26 protein-coding genes are annotated in these 20,901 nt (G+C 34.4%); 13 read left to right on the top strand and 13 right to left on the bottom strand.

Features of this window, described 5'->3' with window-relative positions; all coding sequences use genetic code 11:
* From WBY99_RS05170 to WBY99_RS05155, 4 genes are all read right to left on the bottom strand, one after another.
* Positions 1-309, bottom strand: a 309-nt coding sequence (locus WBY99_RS05170) for an alpha/beta fold hydrolase (RefSeq protein WP_423975269.1), incomplete at its 3' end; no start/stop codon positions are given.
* Positions 310-321: 12 nt separating this feature from the next.
* Complete coding sequence (locus WBY99_RS05165) at positions 322-828, bottom strand: hypothetical protein (protein WP_423975268.1); 507 nt, start codon at positions 826-828, stop codon at positions 322-324.
* 70 nt (positions 829-898) lie between these two features.
* The gene (gene dtd / locus WBY99_RS05160; protein WP_423975267.1) at positions 899-1,348 is read right to left on the bottom strand and encodes a D-aminoacyl-tRNA deacylase; all 450 of its coding nucleotides are present in this window, start codon (positions 1,346-1,348) and stop codon (positions 899-901) included.
* Positions 1,349-1,375: 27 nt separating this feature from the next.
* A complete protein-coding gene (locus WBY99_RS05155; protein WP_423975266.1) occupies positions 1,376-1,825 on the bottom strand; it encodes a hypothetical protein in 450 nt (149 codons plus the stop codon).
* A gap of 99 nt (positions 1,826-1,924) precedes the next feature.
* Between WBY99_RS05155 and greA the strand changes: the two genes are divergently transcribed.
* From greA to clpX, 3 genes are all read left to right on the top strand, one after another.
* Entirely contained in the window at positions 1,925-2,398 is a 474-nt protein-coding gene (gene greA / locus WBY99_RS05150) for a transcription elongation factor GreA (protein ID WP_423975270.1), read from the top strand.
* A 140-nt stretch (positions 2,399-2,538) separates the two neighbouring features.
* Positions 2,539-2,928, top strand: a complete 390-nt coding sequence (locus WBY99_RS05145) for an HIT family protein (protein WP_423975265.1) — start codon at positions 2,539-2,541, stop codon at positions 2,926-2,928.
* 70 nt (positions 2,929-2,998) lie between these two features.
* Positions 2,999-4,180, top strand: a complete 1,182-nt coding sequence (gene clpX / locus WBY99_RS05140; RefSeq protein WP_423975264.1) for an ATP-dependent Clp protease ATP-binding subunit ClpX — start codon at positions 2,999-3,001, stop codon at positions 4,178-4,180.
* A gap of 179 nt (positions 4,181-4,359) precedes the next feature.
* Here clpX and WBY99_RS05135 read toward each other — a convergent pair whose 3' ends face one another.
* Positions 4,360-5,013, bottom strand: coding sequence for a ComF family protein (locus tag WBY99_RS05135; RefSeq protein ID WP_423975263.1), 654 nt, complete (start codon positions 5,011-5,013; stop codon positions 4,360-4,362).
* Positions 5,014-5,356: 343 nt separating this feature from the next.
* On the opposite strand from WBY99_RS05135, the gene WBY99_RS05130 reads away from it, so the two are divergent.
* Complete coding sequence (locus tag WBY99_RS05130) at positions 5,357-5,596, top strand: VF530 family DNA-binding protein (RefSeq protein WP_423975262.1); 240 nt, start codon at positions 5,357-5,359, stop codon at positions 5,594-5,596.
* Between the two features lie 40 nt (positions 5,597-5,636).
* Here the strand turns inward: WBY99_RS05130 and WBY99_RS05125 are convergent, their stop codons facing one another.
* From WBY99_RS05125 to WBY99_RS05105, 5 genes are all read right to left on the bottom strand, one after another.
* A complete protein-coding gene (locus WBY99_RS05125; protein WP_423975261.1) occupies positions 5,637-6,014 on the bottom strand; it encodes a YchJ family protein in 378 nt (125 codons plus the stop codon).
* 41 nt (positions 6,015-6,055) lie between these two features.
* Entirely contained in the window at positions 6,056-6,559 is a 504-nt protein-coding gene (locus WBY99_RS05120) for a DinB family protein (RefSeq protein ID WP_423975260.1), read from the bottom strand.
* Between the two features lie 84 nt (positions 6,560-6,643).
* Positions 6,644-7,783: a cystathionine gamma-synthase gene (locus tag WBY99_RS05115; protein ID WP_423975259.1), complete on the bottom strand. Its 1,140-nt coding sequence runs from the start codon at positions 7,781-7,783 to the stop codon at positions 6,644-6,646.
* A gap of 85 nt (positions 7,784-7,868) precedes the next feature.
* Positions 7,869-8,195 (bottom strand): gliding motility protein GldC, encoded by a 327-nt coding sequence (gldC, locus tag WBY99_RS05110; protein WP_423975258.1) that lies wholly within the window; start codon positions 8,193-8,195, stop codon positions 7,869-7,871.
* Positions 8,196-8,239: 44 nt separating this feature from the next.
* Positions 8,240-9,220 (bottom strand): gliding motility protein GldB, encoded by a 981-nt coding sequence (locus tag WBY99_RS05105; protein ID WP_423975257.1) that lies wholly within the window; start codon positions 9,218-9,220, stop codon positions 8,240-8,242.
* 43 nt (positions 9,221-9,263) lie between these two features.
* Between WBY99_RS05105 and WBY99_RS05100 the strand changes: the two genes are divergently transcribed.
* From WBY99_RS05100 to WBY99_RS05080, 5 genes are all read left to right on the top strand, one after another.
* On the top strand, positions 9,264-9,806 hold the full coding sequence (locus WBY99_RS05100) for a GNAT family N-acetyltransferase (RefSeq protein WP_423975256.1): 543 nt from the start codon (positions 9,264-9,266) through the stop codon (positions 9,804-9,806).
* Positions 9,807-9,812: 6 nt separating this feature from the next.
* The gene (gene nadE / locus WBY99_RS05095; RefSeq protein ID WP_423975255.1) at positions 9,813-10,601 is read left to right on the top strand and encodes an NAD(+) synthase; all 789 of its coding nucleotides are present in this window, start codon (positions 9,813-9,815) and stop codon (positions 10,599-10,601) included.
* A gap of 72 nt (positions 10,602-10,673) precedes the next feature.
* Complete coding sequence (locus WBY99_RS05090) at positions 10,674-11,498, top strand: GLPGLI family protein (RefSeq protein ID WP_423975254.1); 825 nt, start codon at positions 10,674-10,676, stop codon at positions 11,496-11,498.
* A gap of 16 nt (positions 11,499-11,514) precedes the next feature.
* Positions 11,515-12,042, top strand: a complete 528-nt coding sequence (locus WBY99_RS05085; protein ID WP_423975253.1) for a ribonuclease domain-containing protein — start codon at positions 11,515-11,517, stop codon at positions 12,040-12,042.
* 74 nt (positions 12,043-12,116) lie between these two features.
* On the top strand, positions 12,117-12,404 hold the full coding sequence (locus tag WBY99_RS05080; protein ID WP_423975252.1) for a barstar family protein: 288 nt from the start codon (positions 12,117-12,119) through the stop codon (positions 12,402-12,404).
* Positions 12,405-12,457: 53 nt separating this feature from the next.
* On the opposite strand, the gene WBY99_RS05075 is transcribed toward WBY99_RS05080, so the two are convergent.
* The 3 genes from WBY99_RS05075 to WBY99_RS05065 all read right to left on the bottom strand — a co-directional run bounded on the left by WBY99_RS05075 (position 12,458) and on the right by WBY99_RS05065 (position 16,826).
* On the bottom strand, positions 12,458-12,841 hold the full coding sequence (locus WBY99_RS05075; protein ID WP_423975251.1) for a hypothetical protein: 384 nt from the start codon (positions 12,839-12,841) through the stop codon (positions 12,458-12,460).
* A gap of 280 nt (positions 12,842-13,121) precedes the next feature.
* A complete protein-coding gene (locus WBY99_RS05070; RefSeq protein WP_423975250.1) occupies positions 13,122-14,336 on the bottom strand; it encodes a hypothetical protein in 1,215 nt (404 codons plus the stop codon).
* A gap of 21 nt (positions 14,337-14,357) precedes the next feature.
* Entirely contained in the window at positions 14,358-16,826 is a 2,469-nt protein-coding gene (locus WBY99_RS05065) for a TonB-dependent receptor domain-containing protein (RefSeq protein WP_423975249.1), read from the bottom strand.
* A 192-nt stretch (positions 16,827-17,018) separates the two neighbouring features.
* Between WBY99_RS05065 and WBY99_RS05060 the strand changes: the two genes are divergently transcribed.
* The 4 genes from WBY99_RS05060 to WBY99_RS05045 all read left to right on the top strand — a co-directional run.
* Positions 17,019-17,696, top strand: coding sequence for a response regulator transcription factor (locus WBY99_RS05060; RefSeq protein WP_423975248.1), 678 nt, complete (start codon positions 17,019-17,021; stop codon positions 17,694-17,696).
* Positions 17,697-17,719: 23 nt separating this feature from the next.
* On the top strand, positions 17,720-18,751 hold the full coding sequence (locus WBY99_RS05055) for a sensor histidine kinase (RefSeq protein ID WP_423975247.1): 1,032 nt from the start codon (positions 17,720-17,722) through the stop codon (positions 18,749-18,751).
* 129 nt (positions 18,752-18,880) lie between these two features.
* Positions 18,881-19,456: an IS1096 element passenger TnpR family protein gene (locus WBY99_RS05050; protein ID WP_423975246.1), complete on the top strand. Its 576-nt coding sequence runs from the start codon at positions 18,881-18,883 to the stop codon at positions 19,454-19,456.
* 164 nt (positions 19,457-19,620) lie between these two features.
* The coding region (locus WBY99_RS05045; protein WP_423975245.1) for an alpha-amylase family glycosyl hydrolase at positions 19,621-20,901 on the top strand (1,281 nt) is incomplete at its 3' end.

Raw genomic sequence — 20,901 nt, 5'->3', positions numbered from 1 at the left:
CTTCAAGACCTCAGGAAATTTTTCCGCAAAAGCCAAAGAAACGTAGCCGCCCATCGAATGACCAAGCAAGTGAAATTGATCCAAATTCAGTTTATCCGTCACTTTTTTCACTTCGTCTGCGACCAATTCCATCGTGTGGATTTCGTTGTAAATTTTCGATAAACCGTGTCCTGGTAAATCGATTTTAATTAAAGAAAATTTCTCTGAAAGATAAGTGTCCATGTCATCCCAAATCGTTAGGTTTTCCATAAAGCCATGGAGCAAAACAAGGGTTTCTTTTCCGCTGCCGGATATTTCGTAATTTAACATAATCGGTGTTTTTTAAAAATAGATGTCGATATAATCAACAAATCCCGAACCATTTACTTTATTTTGTAATCGCCAGAATTTTCCTTTTCCTTCATCAAAGAAAGTGGTGTTTTTCGTTCTTTTAAAAACAATTCCGTTAATTTTTTGAGTTATTTTTCCTTCAAAATTAAGATGTTTCTCTGAGACTTTCTTCACCGTTCCTTTTATTTCTAAAGTATTTTTCCCTGATTGGGCATTTCCAGATAATGCATATGAATCTCTGCCTGTTTTTTCGAAGTTGGCGGTTCCCCAAAAGGATGAAGTTTCATCGGAACTAAATTTTAACTGATGTTTTCCGCTTAAATCCTTGAAGATATTTTGTTGATTTCTAATGGTAATACTGTCATTTAGTTTTTGACGTTCAATATTAATCGATTCTATTCTTTTGGCTTCCAAGGAAATGTCGTTTGTACTTGCGTTTTCTTTTTTTGAACACGATAAAAAAAGGGTCGCAGAAATAATCAAGATGGTTTTCTTCATTTTTAATAATAATATGCTCAAATTTAATTAAAAATAAGAGTTGTTTTTTTAAAGTGTAAGGAAATTTTATTTAAAGTTTTGTTTTAGAATCCATCAAAATGGTCACTGGTCCGTCATTGAGCAAAGAGACCTTCATGTCTGCACCGAAAATTCCGCTTTCAATTTTCAATGCTGATTTTGCAATTTCGGTTTTAAAATAGTCGAATAATGGAATGGCTTTTTCGGGTTTTGCAGCTTTGATGAAAGATGGACGATTTCCCTTTTTATAATCTGCAATTAAAGTAAATTGACTGATACAAAGGATTTCGCCGGAAATATTTAGAACAGATAAATTTAGTTTTCCTTCTTCGTCACCGAAGATCCTCAAATTTAATATTTTTTGAATGAGCCAATCGGCGTCGGCTTTTTCATCTTCTTCATCAATTCCGATTAATAAAAGTAAACCATTTGAAATTTCGCCAACGATTTCGCTATCTACTTTTACATTGGCTTTAGAAACTCTTTGAATAACTGCTTTCATTTTTATAAGTTAAAATTGACAATTTGATTAATAATAAATCGAAAGAATTTTGGTAGAGCTATCGTAATTATAAGGATAAGTTTTTGGAGGGACTTTCGAAATTTTAATGGGTTCACCGGTAATGGTAATCCATTCTGCTCCATCTTTTGGACAAACAATTTTGATGTCTTGTTCAACACTTAAAGTGGTGTTCGAATCGGGGCAAATGTGCGGTGCATTTCTGTCATATACTTTGAATCCGTTTGTTGTTCTCACCACGATTAAACCTCGGGTTCCAGATTGTTGTTCGTTGACATAAATCCATCCACCAACATTTTGTAGTGTAAAATAAGTAGAAAGGTTAAGGTTGAGAGTTACATTAATTGGAGTCTTGGGGAAACAGCTTACGGTCTCTTCTCGATTGCCACAAGAGATGAAATTTAAAGTAGTAAAAATTAGAATTGTTGAGAAAAAGACGCTGGAAATATTTCTTTTCATTTAAAATATATTTATATCTTTGTGAAACAAATCAACACAAAAAACATTGTCCGGCAAATGTCGGATTATTTTTTTATACTAACGTTAAAAGTAGAAATTATGGCAAGTTACGTCACCAAAGTAGGATTGGATAAAATGAAAGCTGAACTGGAACAACTGGAAACCATTGAAAGACCCAAAATCACCGCTCAAATTGCTGAAGCAAGAGATAAGGGTGATCTTTCTGAAAATGCAGAATACGATGCAGCAAAAGAAGCACAAGGAATGTTGGAAATGAAAATTTCTAAACTTAAAAATCTTATCGTAAATGGAAAGGTAATTGATGAAACGCAATTAGATACTTCAAAAGTTTCGATTCTCACAACCGTTCGTCTTAAAAATAACGCAACCAAAGGAGAGCAAAAATTTACTTTAGTTCCTGATAATGAGAGTGATTTGAAATCGGGAAGAATTTCTGTGAATACTCCTATTGCGAAAGGTTTATTAGGAAAAGTAGTAGGTGAAAATGCTGAAATTCTTTTGCCAAATGGTAATACACTTTCTTTCGAAGTGTTAGAAATCTATTTGGACTAATTAATTAAAAAAGAGTCTTATAAAATATAATGTTTGGGAGTGTTTTGAAAAATTACCAAATTTTTAACAGCTTCCTTTATTAACATTTTGTAATTTTGTGCCCTCGCATTTGCGTGGGTTTTTAATTAAATACAATCATCATGGCTTCTATTTTTACAAAAATTGTACAGGGCGAAATTCCTTCGTACATCATTGCAGAAGACGAAAAGCATTTGGCATTCTTAGATGTTATGCCTTTGGTTAAAGGTCATTGTTTGGTCATTCCAAAGAAAGAAGTGGATCTTATTTTTGACTTAGAAAATGAAGATTTCAAAAACCTTTGGAGTTTTGCGCAAAATGTTGCAAAAAAAATGGAGAAAGCCTATCCTGAGCGCAGAATCGCTGTTGCAGTTGTAGGATTAGAGGTTCCGCATGCCCACATTCATTTAATCCCAATTAATAAAATGGAAGATATGAACTTCAAAAATGTGAGATTGAAATTTTCTGATGACGAGTATCGGGAAGCTCAGCAACATATCATTAATTCTTAAACACCAGCTTTTGTCAGAGTATCGAACTTTGACAAAATTTTTTTTAACTTATTCTAATTATATATATTATATGAATTCAAACCAATGTTCTTTTTGTGGAAAAAAACGAAATGAAGTTCAAATGCTAATCTCTGGAAATAACGGTTTTATTTGTGAAGAATGCATCGAACAAGCACATGGGATTGTAAAGGAAACCAGTGCATCCCATAGTTCTACTTCTACAGAAAAGATAGAGGATTTAAAAAAGCCGAAAGAAATAAAAGAATTCCTAGATCAATATGTCATTGGTCAGGATCAGGCAAAAAAACAATTATCAGTAGCAGTGTACAATCATTATAAAAGGTTATTGCATGCAAAAGATGAAAATCGGGAGGTAGAGATTGAAAAGTCAAATGTTATCATGATAGGTGAAACAGGTACAGGAAAAACCCTCTTGGCAAAATCGATTGCAAGAGAGCTGAATGTGCCTTTTTGTATTGTGGATGCAACGATTCTTACAGAAGCTGGTTACGTAGGTGAGGATGTTGAAAGTATTTTATCCCGGCTTTTAATGGTGGCTGATTATGATGTAGAAAGAGCTGAAAAAGGAATTGTATTCATTGATGAGATCGATAAAATTGCACGCAAGTCTGATAATCCTAGCATTACGAGAGATGTTTCTGGTGAAGGAGTACAGCAAGGTTTATTGAAGTTATTAGAAGGAAGTATTGTAAATGTACCACCGCAAGGGGGAAGAAAGCATCCCGATCAAAAATACATCCAAGTGAATACTCAGAATATTTTATTTATTGCAGGTGGAGCTTTCGATGGGATTAAAGAGATTATCGAGCGCAGATTAAATAAACAAGCGATTGGTTTCAGTGCAGAAAAACTGAATAAAGTAGAGGAAGAAGAATATATCTTAAGTCAGCTTAATGCAATTGATTTGCGTAAGTTTGGTTTGATTCCTGAACTTTTAGGTAGATTCCCAATCATTACCCATCTTGATAAGTTAACCAAAGAGACCATGGTTCGGATTATGAAAGAGCCTAAAAATTCAATCGTAAATCAGTTCGTAGAATTGTTTAAAATGGATGGAGTAGAGCTGAAGTTTACAGCTGATGGACTAGAGAGCATCGTTGAAGAAACGATGGATAAAGGTCTCGGAGCAAGAGGACTGCGCGGAACTACGGAGAAGGTTTTGGAAGATTATATGTTTAATATTGCAGCCAAAAAAAAGGTTGTTATTTCTAGTAAAAATTTGAAATTTTAAAGTTAATTTCTTGTGTAAATGTAAAAACTAATTAATGTTAGGGTTTTACTATTTCATGCAAAGCTGTTAGATTCAACGTAAAAAAATCCATATGATGAAGAAACCCTTGCGTGGATTACATGGATAATCGCTCGTATCGGTGGTTGGACAGGTTATATAACAATAAAAATTGGCGTGGATTAATCCATCGCCATCACCAAAACACTCACTTTGTTATTTCCGGCTTTTAAAATTTGCCACGCCACTGCGCTCATTGTATTTCCGGTGGTGAAAACATCGTCGATTAATAATAAATGTTGATTAGAAATATTTTGAGTGATTGAAAAAAGATTTTCATTAAAAATTCTTTGTTCTTTATTTTTCTGAGCTTGAGCTTTTTTGTAAAAATGTCTTTTAATTAAAGTATGATTACAGGGGATTTTTAATTGTTGTGAAAGTTCGTCAGCAAAGGAATGCAACTGATTGTATCCGCGTTCTTTTAATTTTTTCGGATGAAGCGGAATCGTTACTAAAAGATCTGGTTTGGAGTGGTTTAAATCTAATCTTCCCACCGTCCAGTTTGCGATAGTTTTTCCGATTTTCTCGCAACTACCATATTTTAGTCGATGAATAATTTTTTGACTTATGCTTTCTTCCTCGAATTGCATTAAAGCAAAAGCATTTTCAACCGGAAAAAGTAAACGACATTTTTCTGTTAAAATATTGCTTTCAGAAAATTGATGATGCGTAAAATGAATTTGGTCAAAACACAATTCGCAAGCCACTTCATCGGAGTGAATAATTCGGTTGCATTCTAAACAACGATTCGGAAAAAGTAAGTCCACCAAAAACATACTTCATTTGTTTAGTGAAAGTTACGAATTAGTTTTGAATGAAAAAGTATTTCTGGATTTTTTGGCGTGCCTTTCGCTTTCGCTTTTTGAATCTCCAAAAATACTGAGCTTTCCGTCGTAAAATGAGGAACGAGTTTAGATGATATGTTTGGGTGCGTCTTTTTTCACAGCCATAAATCCCCTTCCCAAAAAAGGATTTCCACTGTAATCGCTCAAGAAGTTGGGATTGTAAAATCAAATCAAACAGTATTTTCTGTAGAATTTGTTCTTGTGTATGTTTCTAAATTTGGTCATATTTCATCTTTTTTTTTCCTGAAAACTAATTTACCTATTTTTACACATTATGGAACAAAAATCGAAAGATCCTTTACACGGAAAACGCCTAGACGCAATTTTGGAAGAATTGGTCGAATATTATAATGGATTTGAAAAGCTCGGTGAGCAGATTAATATCAAATGTTTTACCGATAATCCCAGCATTAAATCTTCTTTAAAATTTTTAAGAAAAACCGATTGGGCACGAACCAAAGTCGAAAGTTTGTATTTGTACGTTTTAAGGCAGAAAAAGAAACAGGAAAAATAATTTCACGCATATCTTTATTCTTTGCTCTTTTGTCTTGATTCTAGTCTGAAAATTCCCCCGAAACATAATACCAACGCTGATCTATTTCCTGAAAATCGGATAGTTCATGATGAATTTGTGGTTTCCCATTTTCATCATTATAATAAGCTTTGAATTCGACTTGATTAAAAGTGGGCGTTTTAATGATTTCCAATTTTGTCCATTCATTGATTTCTCCCCATTCCTGTAAATCTTTTTTATGGTGAAGTTTTCGCTTTTTGGGAAGCGTGGTTTCCATTAAATATTCCCCGTTCGGAATCGCAAATGCAGAAAATCTTGAGCGCATCAAAGCTTCGGCAGTTGGTGCGTTTTTTTTGCCTAAATGAAAAGGTTGGCAACAATTTTCGTATAGTTTTCCGGAGGAACAAGGACAGTTCATTTTTTATTAATTTATAAAATTTTCGTCTAAAATAATTCCTTTTAAAATTGAGGTAAATACCTTTCCTCAATAATATTCAAATGATGAATATTATGCCCAACAATCAGTTTCCCGATGGTTTCTACAGAAATTTGGTTTCCATTCGCAGTTCCGATATTTTTTAAAACTTCTGGATTTAATGTTTCCAATAAAATCAAGGAAGATTGCCTAACCAATTGAAATTCTTGCAATAAAGATTCTAAACTTCTTTCATTCGCAAAAGAATTGCCAGCATAATGTTCTTCATCGAAACCCGGCAATTCCGATTTTTCGCCTCTCGCAAAAGCCAAGATTCGGTACTGGAAAATTCTTTCGGTATCGGATAAATGCTGAAGCAATTCTATCAATGACCATTTCCCTTCCGCATAAGCGAAATTCGATTGTTCTTTGGTTAAATAGGAATATAAGGAAACTGTTTTTTCACCCGATTTTTTCAGTTCTTCCAACCAATTTTCAGATGGAATTAAGTCTAAATATTGCTGAATGTATTTTTGAAATTCTGTCATCTTCTTTAATTGGCCAATTTAATAGTCTAACAATTTACCAATCTTTAAAATATTGGTAAACTGTTAGACTATTAGATTGTTACATTAATTAAAAGCTTTTTCCAAATCTGCGATCAAATCTTCTGCATCTTCAATCCCAACGCTTAATCTTACCAAATCGTCGGTAATTCCCAATTCTGCACGTTTTTCTGCAGGAATTGAAGCGTGAGTCATCAATGCTGGATGATTTGCCAAAGATTCAACGCCGCCCAAAGATTCGGCCAAAGTGAACACTTTTAATTTTTCTAAAAATTGAATTGCATCTTCTTTTTTTCCTGATTTAAAGGTGAAAGAAACCATTCCGCCTGGTTCTCTCATCTGTTTGTTTGCCAGCTCATGTTGTGGATGTGATTCTAATCCTGGATAAAAAACTTTATCAATAGAAGGATGAGTTTCTAAGTATTTTGCTACTGCAATACCATTTTCGGAATGTCTTTGCATTCTTAAAGCCAAAGTTTTAATTCCTCTTAAAACCAAATAAGAATCATGTGGACCTAAAATTCCGCCACTAGCAAATTGTATGAAATGAAGTTTTTCACCAAGTTCTGGAGTGTTTGCAATTAAAGCACCAGCAATAGCATCTGAATGTCCACCTAAGTATTTAGTCGCCGAATGCATTACGATATCTGCACCCAAATCGATAGGTCGTTGAATATAAGGAGTTGCAAAAGTATTATCAACTGCAACTAAAATATCTTTTCCTTTTACCAAATCGGTTACTGCTTTGATGTCTACCAATTTCATCAATGGATTGGTCGGAGTTTCGAGCCAGATTAATTTAGTTTTATCCGTAATAATATCTGCGATTTTTGAAACATCATCAAAATTAACAAAGGTGAATTTTAATTGATATTTTTCGAATAATCGGGTGAACATTCTATAACTTCCACCGTACAAGTCATCTACAGAAATGATTTCATCACCAGGATTCAATAATTTCAAAACACAGTCGATGGCAGCCAAGCCAGATCCGAATGCTAATCCTCTCGCTCCGTTTTCGATGCTTGCCAAACTGTCTTCCAGTGCTTGTCTTGTAGGGTTTGCCGCTCGCGAATATTCGTAACCGGAATGCACACCCGGAGATTTTTGTGCAAAAGTGGACGTTAAAAATACAGGAACATTTACCGCACCTGTCGCTGATTCGTGGTGTTGCCCACCGTGGATTACTTTAGTGTTGAAATTCATAATTTTATAATTTAGCAATATATCAATTTAACAGTTTACCAATGATTGTTACATTGTTAGACTTTTAGATTGCTACATTTATTTTTTACATTTTAATTGCTGCACGTTGTGCAAATTCTTCTGCCATTTGTTCCAGCCAAAAAGCAACATCTTCTTCACCAGTTGCTCTTTCGTAAGTATTTCCCATTGAAATTAAGATTTGATGAAGAAACATTTTCATTTGGTCAACTGGCATGTCTTTGGTCCAGAGATCAATTCTTAATGCTTCCTTTTTTTCATCATCCCATACCGAAATCATGGTGGCTTTGGTTTCCTGTTTTTCGACTCCTCCGTCTTCCGCATTCCAGGTCATTTTTTCGGGAACGTGGTTTTCGTCTAATTCGATATCTATGGTAATTTGGGTCTTTTTCATAATTTTTAAAGATAATATATTTTAAAGAAATGATTTGTTTTTATTTAATTTTTCGGTTTGTAATTACTTTGATTAAAAATTTCCTGAGCGTTCATTTTTAGAAAATCCACCAACTTAGTTTCTGGTTTTTCCTGATAGAATTTTCTGCAGATTTGCCAACCGGTAAAAATTCCGATTTGCGGTGAGGATTCATTATCGATTTCTGTATAGAATTTAGAAAATGGCGCAGGATTGATGAAACGCTCTGCCAGCCTTTGGTCATCACTGAAAACCAGATTGTTTTCTACGAAATAATTCCAAACATTCGCTTCATTTGCTTTTGCCCATTCATATTGTTCGGGCGTATAATTCATTTTTAAAGCATCGGGCTCATTCGGTAAAAAAGCATCTTGCAAAATCATCAGTTTTCCATAATATACGATTTGGTCTATGAATTTTTGATGTTCAAAATTACGTTCTACAAAATGCTCAGCAAAGATTTCAGAAACTTTAGGAAGAATGTTTTTTGGATTCATGCTTTTCTGAAAGTACAATTCCAAACCTTTATAATTCGGATTGTTCTCACCCATAAATGCAGTGATATCAATAAACAGCATGTCTTTTTGCGATTCATAGAAAATTGGTTCCATGATTCCTTGTAAAGCAGATGAATAAAGAAAAACTTGTGGTTCTTCGAAATCAGGAAAATAATTTTTAATATGCGAAAATAAAGCAGCCAACTCTTTATTGAGTTTAGAGACTTCTATTTTAGAAATCGCTTCTTTATAAATTTTAATCTCTTCGGGAGTTTTTCTTCTTTCGACGAAATCTTCATTTGGAACAGTTCCCTGAAAAAACGGATATTTCTGAGTGAAATTTTCCAAAGAGATATTGGGGTCATATAACTCTTTAGAAATGTCAATCAATTGTACTTTTTCAATGGGGTTTTTAACTTCTACTTTCCAAATGTTTTCGGAATCTTTTTTACACGAATTCATTCCTGTTAGGAATACGGCAGAAAACAAGAGATATCTAAAAAACTTCATTATTTTTACATCAAATTTAGAAACGCAAAAATAAGGAAAATTAATGGCAAAAATATTCATTGAAACAACCAGACTTATTTTAAGAGAAATTATTTTTGAAGATGTCGAAAGGATATTTTTGTTAGATAGCAATCAGGATGTCATGAAATATATAGGAGTAAAGCCAGTGACAAAATTGGAGGAATCTGAAGAAACCATCAATAAAATCAGAAAACAATATCAAGAAAACGGAATCGCAAGATGGGCGGTGATTGAAAAAGAATCGAATCTCCTAATCGGATGGAGTGGTTTGAAATTATCGACTGAACCTCTCAACGGTTTCAGAAATGTTTATGAATTAGGCTATCGTTTTCTTCCCGAATTTTGGGGAAAAGGATATGCGACAGAATCAGGAAGGGCAGTTTTGGAGTATGGGTTTAATAAAATGAATCTAGATAAAATTTATGCATGTGCAGATATTCAAAATGTTGATTCAAATAAAATATTGAAAGATAAATTGGGTTTTGAGGAGCAGGGAACTTTCATTGATAATTTAGATAATGCCACTTGTCATTGGTATGAATTAGTAAAAGAAAAATTTAATTAAGATTAAATGCAAACAGAAAAAATAACAGAAAAAATTGTTTCATGGCTTCAGGATTATGCCGGAAAAGCCAATGTAAAAGGGTACGTGATCGGCGTTTCCGGTGGCGTTGATTCTGCCGTTGTTTCTACCTTGTGTGCCATGACAGGATTGAAAACTTTGTTAATCGAAATGCCGATTCGACAAAATTTGAATGAAGTAGATCGGGCTTGGGAACACATGGAATATTTAAAGAAACGTTTTGCGAATGTAGAAGCGATTTCGGTGAATTTAACTCCGGCTTTCGAAGAGTTGTATGAAATTTTCGATGTTAATGATGAGGAGTTTCCTGTAGAAAAACTCGCTTTTGCCAATACAAGAAGTCGTTTGAGAATGCTTACTTTATATTATTACGGACAAATTAACAGTCTTCTCGTTTGCGGAACCGGAAATAAAGTAGAAGATTTTGGGGTAGGTTTTTTTACCAAATATGGTGACGGAGGCGTGGATGTTTCACCGATTGCCGATTTGTATAAAACCGAAGTTTATGCTTTGGCGAAATCATTAGGCCTTGTAGAATCTATTCAAAATGCAATTCCTGCAGATGGATTGTGGGATGAAGCCAGAACCGATGAACAGCAAATCGGTGCAACTTATCCGGAGTTGGAGAAAATTCAGAAAGAATGGGGAACGAAAACAGAAAGTGATTATTCGGGAAGAGATCTGGAAGTTTTCAAGATTTTTCAAAGAATGAATAAAGCTGCGCAACATAAAATTCAGCCGATTCCGGTTTGCGATATTCCGGAAAATTGGAGATAAACGATTCCAAGCTTCGGGTTCAGAGTTCCATGTTGGCGGACATTTAAATCATGAATTTTAAAAAAAAACAATATGAAAAAATACTTCACTTTTTTAATCATTTTTATTTTTGGGATTGCATTTTCGCAAACCAACAGATTTATTTATCAATTACAAATGAAATTAAATGATCAAACTGAAACAATGAATATGGTTTTAGATATTGATAAGGATAATGTTAAATTTTACGATGATGATTTTCTTAAAAATGATTCCATAAGTAAAAAAACCGGTGAGAACTGGCAAACAAATACAACTTCCGATCAATTAATAGCAAGAAAACGAAACACATTTCAAAACAAATCTTTTCATGACAATATGTTTGATTATTTTGTAATTGAAAGTGAAGATAAAATAAATTGGAAAATAGAAAATGAAACCAAAAAGAATGGAGAATATACCTTACAAAAAGCAACCACGAATTTTGGTGGTAGAAATTGGATTGCTTGGTTTTGCCCGAGTATTCCTTTTCAGGAAGGACCATATAAATTTAGAGGTTTGCCAGGATTAATTTTTGAACTTAATGATGAAAAAAATGACTTTATTTATTCATTAGTTAAAAGCGTTAATCTTCAAAAAACTTCTGAAACCCAAAATTTTTTAGAAACACATTATGGAAACAAACCTGTTCTGGTTTCTTTAAAACAATATTTTAAAGTAAAGCTTGATTATTATAATGATCCAATGACAGAAATGAAAAAAAACTTGAAAAGTGGTGGAGCGACAATAATGATTAATGGAGAAAAAATAACCAGCCAAGAACAACTCGACCAAAAAAAGAAAACTATGCAAAAAAACATTAAGAAATATTATAATCCGGTTGAGTTAGACAAAGCAATTCCTTACCCAAAAGATTAATTTTTTTTTAAATAATATGAACAAACAAAATACAAAACTCGGTCTCTTTTTCATCATCGGTTTGCTCACCGCATTTTTGGTAATGCATTTCATTAGCAATTATAAAATTGAAAAGAAAAACGATCAACCGAATTCTCAAAATACCGAAGTGGTTTCCCAAAGAAATGCTGATGAAAATTTTAATCAAAATTCGTCGAATTCTTCGGCAGAAAAAGGAAATATTAATGAACTTAGCGCAGAAAATACCGTCATTAATTATGTGAAACAAAACCACCAACTTCCGGATTATTATCTCACAAAAAACGAAGCTCGAAAACAAGGCTGGATTCCATCAAAAGGTAATCTCTGCGATGTTTTGCCGGGAAAAGCAATTGGCGGCGATCATTTCAGCAATCGCGAAAAAAAACTTCCATCTGGAAACGAGTATTATGAAGCCGACGTTAATTACAATTGCGCCAACCGAAATGCTGACCGAATTATCTTTACCGAAAACGGAGAAGTCTGGCTCACCAAAGATCATTATAAAACGTTTGACAAACAATAATAAGAACCAGTAAAAAGTAAAAAGAGCCAAGTGGGCTGGATTGGATTACTTTTAAAATTTAAAATTAAAAAATTATGAATACAGTATATATAGATTTTTTGGAAATCGGAGATATGGAAGATTTTTTCGATCAACTAAAAGAAAAACTAAAACTTCCTGAAACGTTCGGTGATAATCTGGATGCGCTTTATGATTCGATAACCGGATTTGTGGAGCTTCCGCTGCATATAGAATTTGTGAATATGAGTGTAGAACAACTCGAGGATTTCGAAGATTTGCTGACCACTTTGGAAGATGCCGATGATGAACTCGATGATTTTTCATTTTCGTATTATCTTGAACAATATGAAGATGAGGATTAAAACAAAACACCTGAATATTTATTCGGGTGTTTTGCTTTTTTATTTGAAGTTTTTTATCTCGATGCAATAGCGACCGAAATCGGTAGAATGTAAACTTTATTCATTTTAGAGGAATCATGGAATTTGTAAAGAAGGTGATTCATCACTTCCTGAATTTCCTGATTCACGTATTTACAGTCACCTTTTACGCTTACATTTGCGATTTTGCCATTTTCAGTGACTTCAAATTTTACTTCGCTATTCATTATTCCTTCTGTGAGATTTGGATTGGTGAAATTGAAATTCTGCGCTACGAGATTTCTTAATTCGGTGAATCCATCATTTGCTGTGATTTTTACTTCTTTGATGAGATTTCTTTCCTGTGCCTGTATATGATAAGTTAATCCTGTTGTTATCATAATTCCTAAAATCCCTATTAATTTAATTGTATTTTTCATAATTCTGCTGTTAGTTTTAATAATCAGTGCTTTTATACAACTGCTATTACAAAGTAATGGAATTCACATTAAATTAACAAATAATTCATATTAAATTAATATTGGAAATTAGATTTTATTGTTTTATTAATTATGGGCAAATCGAATAAGAGGATTGGTGAAGTTCAAGTGTTTGAAAGTTAGTTTTTTAAATTTAAAAGGAGTGTGATGGATTTAGAGAAAAAAACCATCCGTGAGGATGGCTTTAATGAAAGAAAAGTTTTATGAAGAAATACGGTGTTTAATTTCCCGCGTCTGCTACGTCAAAGCTTGTGTAACCGGACCATGTTTTTGCCCAGGTTGGTAAAGCGGTTCCGTTGCCGGCACCAGTTGAGGTGCTGCTTATTGTAAACACTGTTGAAAGTTCAGGATTTGGCATTGCTGTTGTCGCTTTTGCTTTCCAGTTGGTTCCTACATTTACGAAACGAATGTTGGTGAGGTAGTTTCCGCCTAAGAACCAGTTGTAAGTTCTGTCGGTTTCAAAATCAAGGCCTGTCGCAAAATTAGCGATTACTACATTGTCGAATTTCCCGTTCGATCCTGCTCTGATCTTCATTCCCTGAGATTCAGAACCTTTGGTGTTTCCGATTAATGTCATATTGCTGATGGTTGGGTTGGATACGCCATTTCCGTTCGTGGTATTAGGATCGGTATCCTGGGTATCTGCTTCTACGCCTCTGTTTCCCGGTTCCACAGCATTTAGGAATTCTTTGCTTCTGGCAGCATAAATATAACTTGCGGTTCCCTGCCATCCTTCAGTCCAGTCCACAGAATCATCACCAACTCCGATAACCACTAAGTGATCAGCGTTTACATTTCCACCAAAAAATTCTACACCATCATCTCCTCCGTTTAAAATTGAAACGTAAGAAATGGTCGTTCCGCTTCCGACACCGAATAGAGAAAGTCCGTTGAATTCTTTTTCAGGATTGTATTTGAAACCACTGTCTTTGATCACCAAATATTTAATAGATCCTGAATTGTCAGATTTATTGGTTCCGCCGTAAACCAGATCTCCTAATTCTGAAGAAGATGTTCCGGAAGCACTTCTGTTGGTAGGCGCGTTTCCTAAGATGACGATTCCTCCCCAATAACCCTGGGTATGTTGAGCGCCTTCAAAAACGACAGGATTAGATTCGGTACCGTTTACAAATAATTTTCCGCCACGGTCTACGATCAGATAGTTTGCGCCTTGGGCTCCTACGATTTTTGTTCCTGCAGGAATAATTAAAGTTGCTCCGTTTTCCACCAGTAATTTACCGTTAAGGTTGTATGTTTTTGCAGGATCCAGCGTGATGGTTGTGCCGGATGCAATCGTTCCCTTAAAATTTGCCGGATCAATTGAAGAATTTGCCACTTCTGTATCATCGTTATTTCTGCTGCACGATACCATAATGGTCGAGGCAGAGGCCATTAACGTCAGGCAAAATGCTGCTTTTAAAAAGTTCTTTTTCATAGGATAATTTTTATTAGATTTTTAAAATTGATAAGATAAGTTTAAACCGATTTGTCGTCCTTTTGTATAACTTCTGTTTGTGTAACCTACATGATCGGTTACCTGTTCTATTTTGTTTTCGGAGTTGATCAGATTTTTTGCATTAATTCCGATTCCGATTTGTTTAAAATTGAATTTCAGATTCGCATCCAAAAGGTGGATCGGGTTTTCGTAGAAATTTCCTACTTTGTTGGTTCCTAAAGCAAATAAACTTTTACCGACATAAGAATAAGAGACCACGAAATCAACCGTATTGTTTGAACTCAGTTTTTGATTATAACCCAGGTTTACATTCGCAAGAAAATCAGCGACACCTTGTATGGCATCTGTCGTTTGACCATTGAACTGAATGGTCTTTCCACCGTTTTCTTTGGCAAATTCTGCTTCAGATTTCAATTTTTGTTCAGAGTGCATATAAGTGGCGTTCAGAAAAGTGTATAATTTGGAATTTCCGGATTTGTAAATGTCTTTTCTAAATTCCATTTCAGCGCCGGCAACATATCCCGAATTTGCGATGTTGAAGTAAGTCATATCACTTGATGCAGCGGTGGAATAAGTTGTTCTTGCAATCGGATTTTTAATATATTTTCCGAAAGCGGTCACAGAAAATACTTCGCCGGGTTTGCTGAAAAGTTCCCATTTTAAATCAACATTATAGTTATCTGACGGAGAAAGATATGGATTACCGTAAACATTGGTGGTAACGTCGTAATATCCTGTTGGTACCAACTCTTTTGCCTGTGGAAGCGTATAAGTTTTCGAAGCTGATAACCTTAAGTTTTGCTGGTCATTAATGCTGTATTTTGCATTCAATGCAGGCAAGAATTTGTTATACGTTTTATTGCTTTTGTCTTTGCCAAAAATGGCGTCGTCCCATTTACTTTGAATATCTACATAATCGAATCTTCCGCCTAACTGTACAATCAAACGATCACTGAATTTATAATCAAAATTTACATATCCAGCCTGGATATTTTGCTTAAAATTGTAATAAAAAGGAATATATCTTTCACTATCATTTCTAAAAGTATTGTATCGAATAATCCCATTGTTGGAAGTGTTAATAAAAGCATCTACATTGTTGGGGTTTACTGCGGTTTGAATGTCGAAGTTAAGTCCGATCGTTGTATTGTCGAATTGTCGGTCTTTGTAAGAACCGTTGTACCCGAAATTTATTTTCAGATTTTCTAATTGTTTGGTAATGTTTAGAAATCCATTAAGCGTATTGTCAACTAGCTCATCGAAATAACGGTGATTATTAATGGTACTTGCAGCAATAAGATTTAAAGTATTTGCATCGAAAGTATTTTGTAAACGATCCGGTCTTTTGCTGTTCATCATGTTGTAGCTCACGCCCCAATCGGTCGTCCAGGAATCATTTATTTTATGATTTCCGTATAATTGATTAATGAGGGTAGAAGTCAGTTTATTGTCACCTCTGTTGATGATAATATCGGTGCCGATTTCACGCATATAGCCTTTGAAAAATCTCGCGTCCTGTTCAGAAGAATGAATGAAATTAGAAGTAAAACTGATTTTATTTGCAGCATTGATTTTGTACGCCAAATTAACCAAGGCCGTAGAATTGCTGCCGTAAGTATATCGGTCAACATCTAAAGCTTTTATGGCGTCTCCAGTAGAATCGTAAAATCCTTCTTTCCCTGCGCTATAAACGTAATTGTTTTCAAATCCGGCGTATCCAAAAATTGAAAGTTTTCCCAATGTTGCACCACCTTCAATATCCATATTTGAATTGAATGGATTGTCAGCATTTTTAAAATTCCAGCTGGTGGTGAAAGGATATCTTACTTTCGGATCACCTTTTCTGAAAGTCGTTTCTTGATATCCGAAAAATCCCGGTCCGCCATCCTGCAGCTTGAAATTATCTTTATCAAAAGTCTGCAGATTTACACTGCTTCCGATCCCGACTTTAAAATAAGGTTTGCCAGAATGTTCTTTAGAAACAATATTGATGTTTGCCCCACCAAAATCACCTGAGAATTTCGGGTTGTATACTTTATCCAGAGAAATATATTCAATGATAGAAGTTTTAAAAATTTCCAGATTAATATTTTTAAATTCCGGATTATCCGATGGAATTGGGAGCCCGTTCAAAGTAGTTGCATTATAGCGGTCGCCCAGGCCGCGAATAATAATCTGTCCGCTTCCTTCCTGTTTTTGAGTACCCGACGCTTTAGTTACCGCAGTCGCCGCATCACCGATTCCCTGTTTTTCAAGTTGAGCAGAACCCACACGTTCTATTACTTCAACTGATTTTCTCTGTAAACTAATGATGTTGCTTTCCGAACCTTTTTTTAGAGAACCTTTCAGTGCAATACCTTCAATTTTATTTTCTCTTTGTGCTGAATCCTTTTCTTTCTTTTGTCCGTAAAATACGGCAGAGGATGATAATAAGAACAAAACCGCAACGCTCAGTTTTCTGATATTCATTTCTTTTTTTTAATTAGATTTCTTTCGGGACAAAGGAAGAAATAATGCCGTGATTTCATGTTGCGTCAGTTTTAATTTTAGTTTACCATTCCTTTAACAAAAAGGAGATTATATTAATTAATTATGAATTATTAAATTGATGGGTTTTGGAACATTTAATTTGAGTAATTTTGAAAGAATAAAAAGTTTACAATGCACAAGAAAAAGATTCTTTTGATCGACGATGAGGTTGATATTTTAGAGATCATCTCCTATAATCTTGAAAAAGAAGGATATTTGGTTACCACTGCAACCAACGGAAATGAAGGAATTCAGAAAGCGAAAGAAATGATTCCCGATTTAATTTTACTCGACGTAATGATGCCGGAAAAAGATGGAATCGAAACGTGTCAGGAACTTCGTCAGATTAAAGAATTACAAAATACGCTCATCGTTTTTCTTTCCGCCAGAAGTGAAGAGTTTTCTCAATTGGCAGGTTTTCAAGCTGGAGCAAATGACTATGTAGTAAAAATCATTAAACCCAAAATTTTGATTTCTAAAATAAATGCCCTTTTACAATTAACTTCGAAAGTAAGTAATGAGGTGAAAGTTCTTAAAATTGGCGATTTAATGATCGACAAAGACAATGTGAAAGTAACCAAAAGCGGACAACACTTTTTATTACCAAAAAAAGAATTCGATCTGCTTTACCTTTTAGCCTCAAACACTGAAAAAGTATTCAAAAGAGAAGAAATTTTAGAAAAAGTTTGGGGGAATGATGTCGTTGTAGGCGAGCGAACGATTGATGTTCACATTCGTAGATTGCGCGAAAAATTGGGAATTAACACGATACAAACTTTAAAAGGAATCGGTTATAAATTAGTTGTTTAACTGTAATTAAGCATTATTTATATATGAAATTTTATCGACTTACTTTCTTAGCTTCTTTGTACCTAACTGCGGTCATGCTTTTGCTCATCTACGTTTTCGATGAAGCGAAACACTATTTTTCCAATACCGATTGGCAGTTTTTTAGTACGATGCTCATCAGTAGTATGGCATTGGTGGTTATCAATTATTTAGTGGTCGATTTTCTTTTTAATTTTTATGGAAAAAGACAAATCCGAAAAATCTCAACCATTTTACCGGAAGAATTAACGGATGAAGATAATGATTTGAATTTCAAAGAATTGGGTCAAAGAGTTTCTGATCTCAATTTAAAAAATACCACCGAAATCGATACGATGAAAGAAATGGAAACCTATCGAAAAGAATATATTGGTAATGTTTCGCATGAGATGAAAACACCGCTTTTTACGATTCAAGGCTACGTGGATACTTTATTGGAAGGCGGCGTAGAAAACTTGGCAATCCGAGATAAATACTTGGAGAGAATTGATAAGTCTGTCGAAAGATTACTTAATATTGTTAAGGATTTAGACATGATGAATCAGTTTGAAAGTGGCGAGATTACCTTATATGAAAGCCGCTTCGATCTCAATCACCTGATTCGTGAACTGATTGATATATTGGATCTGGAAGCCCAAAAAAAGAACACCAACATTATTCTGCAAACTTCTTCAAATCAAATGTTTGTGATTGCAGATAAACAAAAGATATCACAAGTTTTAATCAATTTAATTTCGAATGCCATTTATTATTCTAATCGTGAAAGCGCAACTGTTACTATAAAAACGTCTTCAGAAAATCAAAAAATTTTAGTCGAAGTTAAAGATAACGGAATGGGCATAAAACCAGAAATGCTGCATCGGATTTTCGAGCGATTTTATCGAATAGAATCAAGTAGAAATAGAAACGATGGTGGCTCTGGTCTCGGTTTAGCGATTGTAAAACATATTTTAGAAGCCCATCAGGAAAATGTTTCTGTAGAAAGCGTTTACTTAGAAGGGACACGATTCAGTTTTTCTTTGCCAAAAGCAGTTTAGAAACGCAAGAAATGTAAGCAAAACTTTTTAATAAAAAGTCGGTAATAATTTTTTTGCAAAATTTCAATTGTTTTATATTTGCAGTCGAAGAATAAAACTTATAACTAATCGTAAAAATTTAAGGTAATAATGGTTTACAAACTCCGAATTATTTTAGACACCAAAGAGGATATTTTCAGAGATATTGAAATTAAAGACAAACAAAATCTTTGGAACTTGCATTTGGGAATTAAAAGTGCGTTTTCATTAACAGGAGATGATCTGTCTATTTTCAACATCTTAGATGAAGATGGAGTAGTGGTGAAAACCGTGCCGCTCGAAGATATGAGCGATGACGGCGAAGGCGAAATTATGTCTGATGTCTATATCAGTGAAGTTTTCCAGAAAGTAGGAGACAAAATTCACTTCCAATATGGATTTATGGATTTGTGGGAATTTTTCTGTGAATTAATTGAAATTAATGATGAAAAAAGCGTCGTAAATTATCCAATTACAGTGTTTCGTTTTGGTAAATTACCTTTGAAAGCACCAAGTAAAACAGGATCGAAAGCAAAACGAAATGGGGTAATTCCGTTACCCGATGATGAATTCCCAAGCTTTGAAGATGAGTTCAAAGCCAGTAGTTTTGAAGATGAAGAAGAAGATGATTTTGATGAGGACGACGATTACAATGACGACGATGATTTCGATGACGATTTAGATTAATATTTTAATATATAAACCCCGAATAATACGGGGTTTTTTTATGGCAAAAATCATTCTTTGCGAAAATATTTGTCCATGTTTTATATCATCAATTGGTGATTTCGGCGCTGCTCTTCTTGGGGAATTAGAATAATAAACGATATATTTGCCTTAAATCTTTATCAATGAAAAGACTAATTCTTTTAGCAATTCTGAGTGTAGGAGTGATTTCTTGTACGACCCAAAAACATACTAAAAAAATGGATTTACCCAGCGAGTGGAAACATACCACCAATATTTACGAAGTTAATTTAAGACAATATTCACAAGAAGGAACGTTCCGCGCTTTCGAGAAAGAAATGCCCCGTTTGAAAGAAATGGGTGTGAAAACATTGTGGTTCATGCCCATAACTCCAATTTCGCAGAAAGTTAAAAAAGGAACAATGGGAAGCCAATATGCAGCACACGATTATGTTTCCATCAATCCTGAATTTGGAACTTTGGAAGATTTCAAACATTTGGTAGATGAAGCGCACAAAATGGGTTTCAAAGTCATCATCGATTGGGTCGCAAATCACACCGGTTGGGATCATGTTTGGACGGTTTCTCATCCCGAATATTACCTTCACGATGAAGATGGGAAATTCCACATCGCTTCCGGAATGGATGATATTATCGAGCTCGATTATTCAAATCCTGACATGAGAATTGCCATGATTGATGCGATGAAATTCTGGGTTCGAGAAACCAATATTGATGGTTTCCGTTGTGATTTGGCGAGTTGGGTAGAAGTTGATTTTTGGGAACAAGCTCGTCCGGAAGTTGAAAAAATAAAACCATTATTTTTCATTGGCGAATTTGATGAACTCGAAAATCCCGATTACGGAAAGGTTTTCGATGCAAGTTACAGCTGGACTTGGATGCACAAAACCGAAGATTATTACAAAAATAATTTGCCACTTCAAGATTTAAAAGATTTATTAAAAAGATATTCAGATATTGGCGATCATTCTATGCGAGCGTGGTTTACCACCAATCACGATGAAAATACATGGAATGGAACCGAATATGAAAAATATGGAGTTATCGCAAAACCATTGGCTGTTTTCAGCGCAACTTGGAATGGCGTTCCATTGTTATATTCCGGACAAGAATTACCGAATATGAAACGCCTGGAATTTTTCGAAAAAGACATTATTGATTGGAACGGAACCTATCAACTGGCAGATTTTTATAAAACTTTATTAAATCTAAAATCCACCAATCCAGCATTGCGAGGCGGTGATTCTTCGGCTAAAACGTTTATATTAAAAACTTCGGCTGATGATAAAATTTTGGCTTATGTTAGAAAAAATGGTGAAAACGAAGTTTTGGTAGTTTTAAATTTATCTAAAGAAGCCGTGGATTTTTCCATTAATGATGAAAATATTTCCGGAACGTTTAAAAATGTTTTCAGTGGACCAATA

Origin of the sequence: Kaistella sp., from assembly GCF_049588135.1 — a bacterium.
Taxonomy (GTDB): domain Bacteria; phylum Bacteroidota; class Bacteroidia; order Flavobacteriales; family Weeksellaceae; genus Kaistella.
The sequence above is the reverse complement of the archived record's forward strand: the minus strand, read 5'-3'. Positions and strand labels throughout refer to the sequence as shown.